Below are 6,080 nucleotides of genomic sequence, written 5' to 3'. Positions count from 1 at the left end.
TCCCGCCGCTTCACCGGCTGCGTCTGCATCCTCAGCCTACGCCGATTATCCGAACCGTCCTATCGAATATGTGGTGCCATTCTCTGCCGGAGGCGGCGTGGATTTGGTGGCCCGAACGGTCGCGGAAGGGCTCAGCAAGGAATGGGGGCAGCCGATTGAAATTGTCAACAAGCCCGGAGCGGGCGGCGCCACCGGCGCGCAGTACGCGCTCAAACAGGCTTCTAATGACGGCTACACGGTGCTTGCGGATAATGTGGCGAGCACGACCATGCTCCAAGCTGGATCGGCCGCGGCGCCGGTTCTCTTGAGCGACCATGAATTCGCGGCTCGCGTCGTGACAGACGCTCCCGTCTTTGTGGTCGCCGCCGACGCGCCGTGGAAGGACTTCCGCGAATTTTCGGACTGGGCGAAGGCCAACCCCGAGAAGCTGACCTGGACAAGCGTCGGGCCTGCCGGCTTTTCTACATTTGCCGTAGCCGAATGGTTGAAAGCGATCGGGGCCGATTTCTCTAAGACCCGGATGGTCGCCACCAAAGGCGCGTCCGAGTCCCTGCCTCTTGTCGCCGGAGGCAATGCGGTCCTGGCCGTGCATACCGTCAATGAGACGTCCACCCTGGTCAAGGCGGGCAAGCTGAAGGTGCTGGCCGTCCTGTCTTCCGAACGCAGCCCGTATTATCCCGATGTGCCCACAACGGCGGAGCAGGGAGTGAAGGATTTGTCCGTCTCCTGGTGGACGGGCATGAGCTTCCCGAAAGGAACGCCGCAGGAGATTGTCAAGAAGTGGGAGGACGGAGTATCTAAGCTGTCGCAGGACCCCGACTTTATTGAGAAGCTCAAGAAACTGCAGCTTGACCCGAATGTACTGACGGGGCAGGAGTTTACGGATTTCGTGAATAAGGAAGCGGAGTATTACACAGGTCTGGCCACCGAGACGGGAATCCGCAAGTAATTCTCAATACGAAATGGGCCATCATGGGACCTGATTCGCAAGTAACGACGGGAATACGTAAGCAAATCGCAAATTTAGATTCGGAGGGAAGAATATGCATCATTTTTTGATTCATAAGCAGGGAGATCAGGTTGGCGTCGCAACGACGGATATTACCGCTGGGCAGCAGGTCGTCGGGGTCTTTATGGATGACGATTCGGAAATAACCGTGACAAGCCTTCAGGCTGTTCCGCTGGGGCACAAAATTTCCATCGGCGTTCTTGAAAAAGGCGGCAAAGTCATCGAATACGGCATTCCCATCGGCATTGCGCCGGAGGGGCTGACCGAAGGGGAATACGTTCATACGCACAATATTAAATCGGCGAGGTGGTAACGATGGGACAATTATTTGGATATCGCAGAGAAAACGGTAAGGTGGGCATTCGTAATCATGTCATTATTTTACCGGTTGACGACATTTCGAACGCGGCCTGCGAGGCGGTGGCGAAGGTCGTCTCCGGCACGCTGGCTCTGCCCCATGCTTACGGGCGGCTGCAGTACGGAGAGGATTTGGAGCTGCACTTCCGCACCATGATCGGAACAGGCAGCAATCCAAACGTCGCGGCGGTCATCGTGATCGGCATTGAACCCAATTGGACGAAGATCATCACGGACGGCATCGCCGCCACAGGCAAACCGGTGGCCGGATTCTCCATCGAAGGCTTGGGCGATCTGGAAGTAATTCGGCGGGCATCCTGGAAAGCCAAGGAATTCGTGCAGTGGGCTACAGAGCTTCAGCGGGAGCCCATATCTCTCTCGGAGCTTACCGTAAGCATCAAGTGCGGAGAATCGGATACGACAACGGGGCTGGCCTCCTGCCCGACGGTCGGCGAAACGGTTGATTATTTGATCGATCAGGGGGCGACCGTGTTTTTCGGGGAGACTTCCGAGCTTACGGGCGGAGAGCATCTGATCGCGGACCGGATGGCGACGGAAGAACTGCGCGAACAATTCCAGCGCACCTATGACCGTTATGTCTCCGGATTCGCTTCCCAGGGCGTGGACCTGCTCGGCTCCCAGCCGACCCAGGGCAATATCGCCGGCGGGCTGTCCACGATTGAAGAGAAGGCGCTCGGCAATATCGAAAAAACCGGCACCAAGCAGGTCATCGGTGTACTGAAGCCTGCCGAGGCGCCGCAGAACGGCCCGGGCCTGTATTTCATGGACAGCTCTTCCGCCGCTGCGGAATGCATAACGCTCATGGCCGCCGCCGGAGCGGTCGTCCACTTTTTCCCAACGGGTCAGGGCAATGTCATCGGCAACCCGATCGAGCCGGTAGTCAAAATATCGGCCAATCCGAAGACGGTCAAGCTGATGGCCGAGCATATCGACGTCGATGTAAGCCCGCTGCTGGAGCGTTCGATCACGCTGCCGGAAGCGCGGGAGCGATTGCTGGAGACGCTGGAACGGACCGTCAACGGACGTCTGACGGCGGCGGAAGCGCTGGGCCATCGGGAGTTCGTGATGACCAAGCTGTATCCGAGCGCGTGAATAAAGTGAAATGAACGGGGAGGCGTAACGTGCGTATGACAGCAAAGCGCTATGACAGCGGGAAGCTCTATGACTTTGTACAATCGGTACTGATCTCCTTGAATGTGCCTGAGGAGGACGCGTTCATTACGGCCGATTCCCTGGTCCGCGCCGATTTGGAAGGGCACGGGAGCCATGGCGTCAGCAGACTGCCGGTCTACTTCCGGCGCATTCAGGAAGGCAGGATCAATGCCGCGTCCAAAATTACGGCCGAGCGTCACGGTTCGGTGCTGACCGTGGACGGAGGGAACGGGCTGGGCCAAGCAGTGGCCGTTCGGGCTTTGCGGAAGGGGATACCTATCGCCCGGGAGCAGGGGCTCGCGGCCGTGTTCGTACGCGGAAGCAATCATTTCGGAACGGCGGCCTATCTTTGCCAGGAGGCGGCCAAGGATAACATGGCGTCGGTCGTCATGACCAACTCTCCGCCGGGCATCGCCCCTTGGGGAGGTCGGTCGGCTTTTCTCGGGACGAACCCGATCGCATTCGGATTCCCATCCGGCGCCGAAGGCAAGCCGGCGATCATTGCCGACCTTTCATCCAGCGTCGTGGCGCGCGGGAAGATCATGCAGGCGCAAAAGCGGGAGCAGCCGATCCCCGAGGGCTGGGCCATCGACAGTGAGGGACGGCCGACCACGAAAGCCGGAGAAGCGCTGAAGGGAGCGATTCTGCCGCTGGGCGGAGCCAAAGGCTATGCTCTGGCACTTGCCGTGGAGATGCTGTGCGGCATCATGACCGGCGCTTCCTTCGGTCCGCATATTGGCAATCTGTACAAAGATGGAGATAAATATGCCGATGTGGGCCATGTCATCCTGCTGTTCTCGCCGGCCCGCTGGCTGAACATGGAGGCGTATTACGATACCGTCTCGCGGTTCGCAGACGAGATCAAGGAGGTACCTTTGTCGCCCGGCGCGGAGGAAATTTTGCTTCCGGGAGAGCGGAGATTCCGCTCCGCCGGGCGGAATCGGCTGTCTGGAATCTCCCTGCCGGACAATGTCGTCAGTGAACTGGAGGAGCTGGCCCGGAAGGCAGGGATCCCGTTTCCTCCGCGGCTGGCGCAATGAAGGGAAAGAAACACGGAAGGGAAATGAAGCATGAATATCCTCGTAACGGAATGGAACGCTCCGAATGGTCTGGAACTGCTGGAGAATGAGGGTTATCAAGTACGCTATGATCCGGGTCTGTGGAACAGTCCGGAACTCGGGGAAGCGGTCAAGGAAGCGGACGCTCTGATCGTCCGCAATCAGACACGGGTAACTGAGGCGCTTATCGGGGCGGCATCCCGTCTGAAGGCGATTGGACGGCTTGGCGCGGGGCTGGACAATATCGACTTGGATGCGGCGGCCTGCCGGAAGATCCCGGTCGTTACGGCGGGAAGCGCCAATGCGTCCGCTGTGGCTGAATACGTCATTGCAGCCATCTTCCATTCTGCCCGGCGTCTCGGGGAGGCGGCAGCCGGCGTGCGCTCCGGAGGCTGGCCCCGGCAGCAGTTCACGCTGCACGAAATCGGTGGCAAGACGCTGGGGCTGGTCGGCGTAGGTGAAATCGGCCGGCGGACAGGCGCCAAAGCAGCGGCACTCGGGATGAATGTCCTGGGCTGCGATCCGCGGCTTAAGGATGGCGGCGATGCCGCCAACACGGAGATTATCCCCGCCGATCTAAGCCGGGTGCTCGCCGAAAGCGACTATGTCAGCCTACACGTTCCTTTGCTTCCGTCGACGCGTTGTCTGATTGACGCTTCGGCGCTGAATCGGATGAAGCCGTCCGCTGTTCTAATCAATACGTCGAGGGGAGCCGTGGTCGATGAAGACGCCCTGTACGAAGCGCTTGCTGCGAACCGGCTTGCCGGTGCCGTGCTGGATGTGCTGAGTCACGAACCGCCACCGGAGGATCATCCGCTGCTGGCGCTTCCCTCCTGCACGGTTACGCCCCATATTGCCGGGCTGACCCGGGAATCGCAGGCTCAAATATCGGAGATTGTATCGCTGGGGGTAATATCCGCGCTGCGGGGGCAAGTGAACCGGTAAGTACTAAACGCGGCGCCGGCTTCTGACCGGTAATTGCCAAATGCTTTGACGAACTTTATACTATGAATGATACTTTCAATTATTACGCTCACATTTTCCCAGGAGGATTATTAAAAATGGTATTCTATATCAGACTGCGTTTCCCGGCTTTGAACGCGTAATTTAATACGTTCAAAGGCTCTGTTTGGCTATACAGAGTAAACGGGATCAGACTGTCCATTTTTAATCATCCTCTTTCTTCATTCGGGAGGTTTATTTGGCGACGGCTATCTTGGCTTAATCCTTAATCGAATAGGGATGGGGCTTTTCACCTTTACTCTGGATCACAGGCAAACCGCCTGTGATTTTTTATTTTTTTCAGAGGGAGATAAGTCATGACCAGAAAATTAGCAAGTGCAGCGCGCGTGAAAGAATTGGAGCCAACATTTAAGTGTCCGCTCTGCGATAGTCCGGTGAGGGTCGCCGATAATATAAGCCTAATCTGTTCCAGAAACCACAACTTTGATTTCTCAAAACACGGCTATCTTAACTTGTCGGCTCGTCCCGCGAGCAGCAAATACACGAAAGAATTATTTGAAGCAAGGCGCAAAATCATTACGGAATCCGGCCTCTATGCTAAGATGCATGAGACGATCGCGAGAGCGATAAAGCAGCACAGGGGCGGCTCTGCCGATTCTTATACAGTTGCTGATCTGGGCTGCGGGGAGGGCTCGCATTTACACCGGATTTTGGAGGAGTGCGGGAGTCCGGGAATCACCGGAATCGGTCTTGATCTATCCAAGGAGGGCATTATTATGGCTGCAAAAAGATATGAAGATCCTATTTGGATCGTGGGCGACTTGGCCAAATTACCACTTTCAGACCAATCGGTGAATGTCGTGCTTAATATTTTATCTCCATCCAATTACAAGGAATTCAAGCGGATTTCGGCTCAGGATGGCCTGGTGATAAAGGTCGTTCCCCGCCCCGGCTACCTAAAAGAACTAAGAGAAGCCCTCTTCGGCCGCGAGGAGAATATGAGCTATCGCAACGATAAGACGGCGGCGCTGTTCAGGCAGCATTTCGTTCTATCGGATGAGGTCCATTTAAGCTATACCAAAGAACTGAATCAAGCGGAGCTTGGAAATATGGCTCGTATGACCCCTCTTGCCTGGTCCGGAAATAAAGCGCGGATCGACGACTATATTAACCGGGATTATGCTGAGATCACCGTGGATCTGGATATTTTGATTGGAGTAAATAAGTAAAATGCTGTGAGCCGCAGAAGCATCACCCACCGCTGTATTATCCGTTTGGCCCGGCGTGAGCGATTCAAAAATGGCAATGCGTCATTTCGGCTTCAAATTGTCACAAATTGATTCTATTTTATGTAGAATAGGTTTGAATTAATAGATATTTTTGGATTAGATAAATATTTTCTGTTGAAATATTTGGGAGTAAGGAGATTGTAATATGGAACAAGTATGCATTGTATTCAACGACTTTTATTGCCACCAAGCCTGGTGAAAGGGAGGAGTACAATGATTAAACATATTATA

The 6,080-nt window shown here is 55.7% G+C and carries 6 protein-coding genes; all 6 read left to right on the top strand.

The annotated features are described in order from the left end of the window. Positions 1-949: tripartite tricarboxylate transporter substrate binding protein (locus tag L691_RS0107355; protein WP_025689714.1), on the top strand; the 949-nt coding region annotated here is incomplete at its 5' end. Positions 950-1,043: 94 nt separating this feature from the next. Then, positions 1,044-1,322 carry a UxaA family hydrolase gene (locus tag L691_RS0107350; protein WP_025689713.1) on the top strand — a complete coding sequence of 93 codons (279 nt, stop codon included), beginning with the start codon at positions 1,044-1,046 and terminating at the stop codon, positions 1,320-1,322. A gap of 2 nt (positions 1,323-1,324) precedes the next feature. After that, positions 1,325-2,479: a UxaA family hydrolase gene (locus L691_RS0107345; protein WP_025689712.1), complete on the top strand. Its 1,155-nt coding sequence runs from the start codon at positions 1,325-1,327 to the stop codon at positions 2,477-2,479. 35 nt (positions 2,480-2,514) lie between these two features. After that, positions 2,515-3,579 carry an Ldh family oxidoreductase gene (locus L691_RS0107340; RefSeq protein ID WP_025689711.1) on the top strand — a complete coding sequence of 355 codons (1,065 nt, stop codon included), beginning with the start codon at positions 2,515-2,517 and terminating at the stop codon, positions 3,577-3,579. 30 nt (positions 3,580-3,609) lie between these two features. Then, the gene (locus L691_RS0107335; RefSeq protein WP_025689710.1) at positions 3,610-4,542 is read left to right on the top strand and encodes a hydroxyacid dehydrogenase; all 933 of its coding nucleotides are present in this window, start codon (positions 3,610-3,612) and stop codon (positions 4,540-4,542) included. A gap of 374 nt (positions 4,543-4,916) precedes the next feature. Further along, positions 4,917-5,789 (top strand): putative RNA methyltransferase, encoded by an 873-nt coding sequence (locus tag L691_RS0107330; protein WP_025689709.1) that lies wholly within the window; start codon positions 4,917-4,919, stop codon positions 5,787-5,789. Positions 5,790-6,080: the final 291 nt, after the last annotated feature.

It is taken from the genome of Paenibacillus zanthoxyli JH29 (assembly GCF_000520715.1).
In the GTDB taxonomy this organism is placed as follows: domain Bacteria; phylum Bacillota; class Bacilli; order Paenibacillales; family Paenibacillaceae; genus Paenibacillus_AQ; species Paenibacillus_AQ zanthoxyli.
This window is presented reverse-complemented; position numbering and strand designations above follow the sequence as displayed.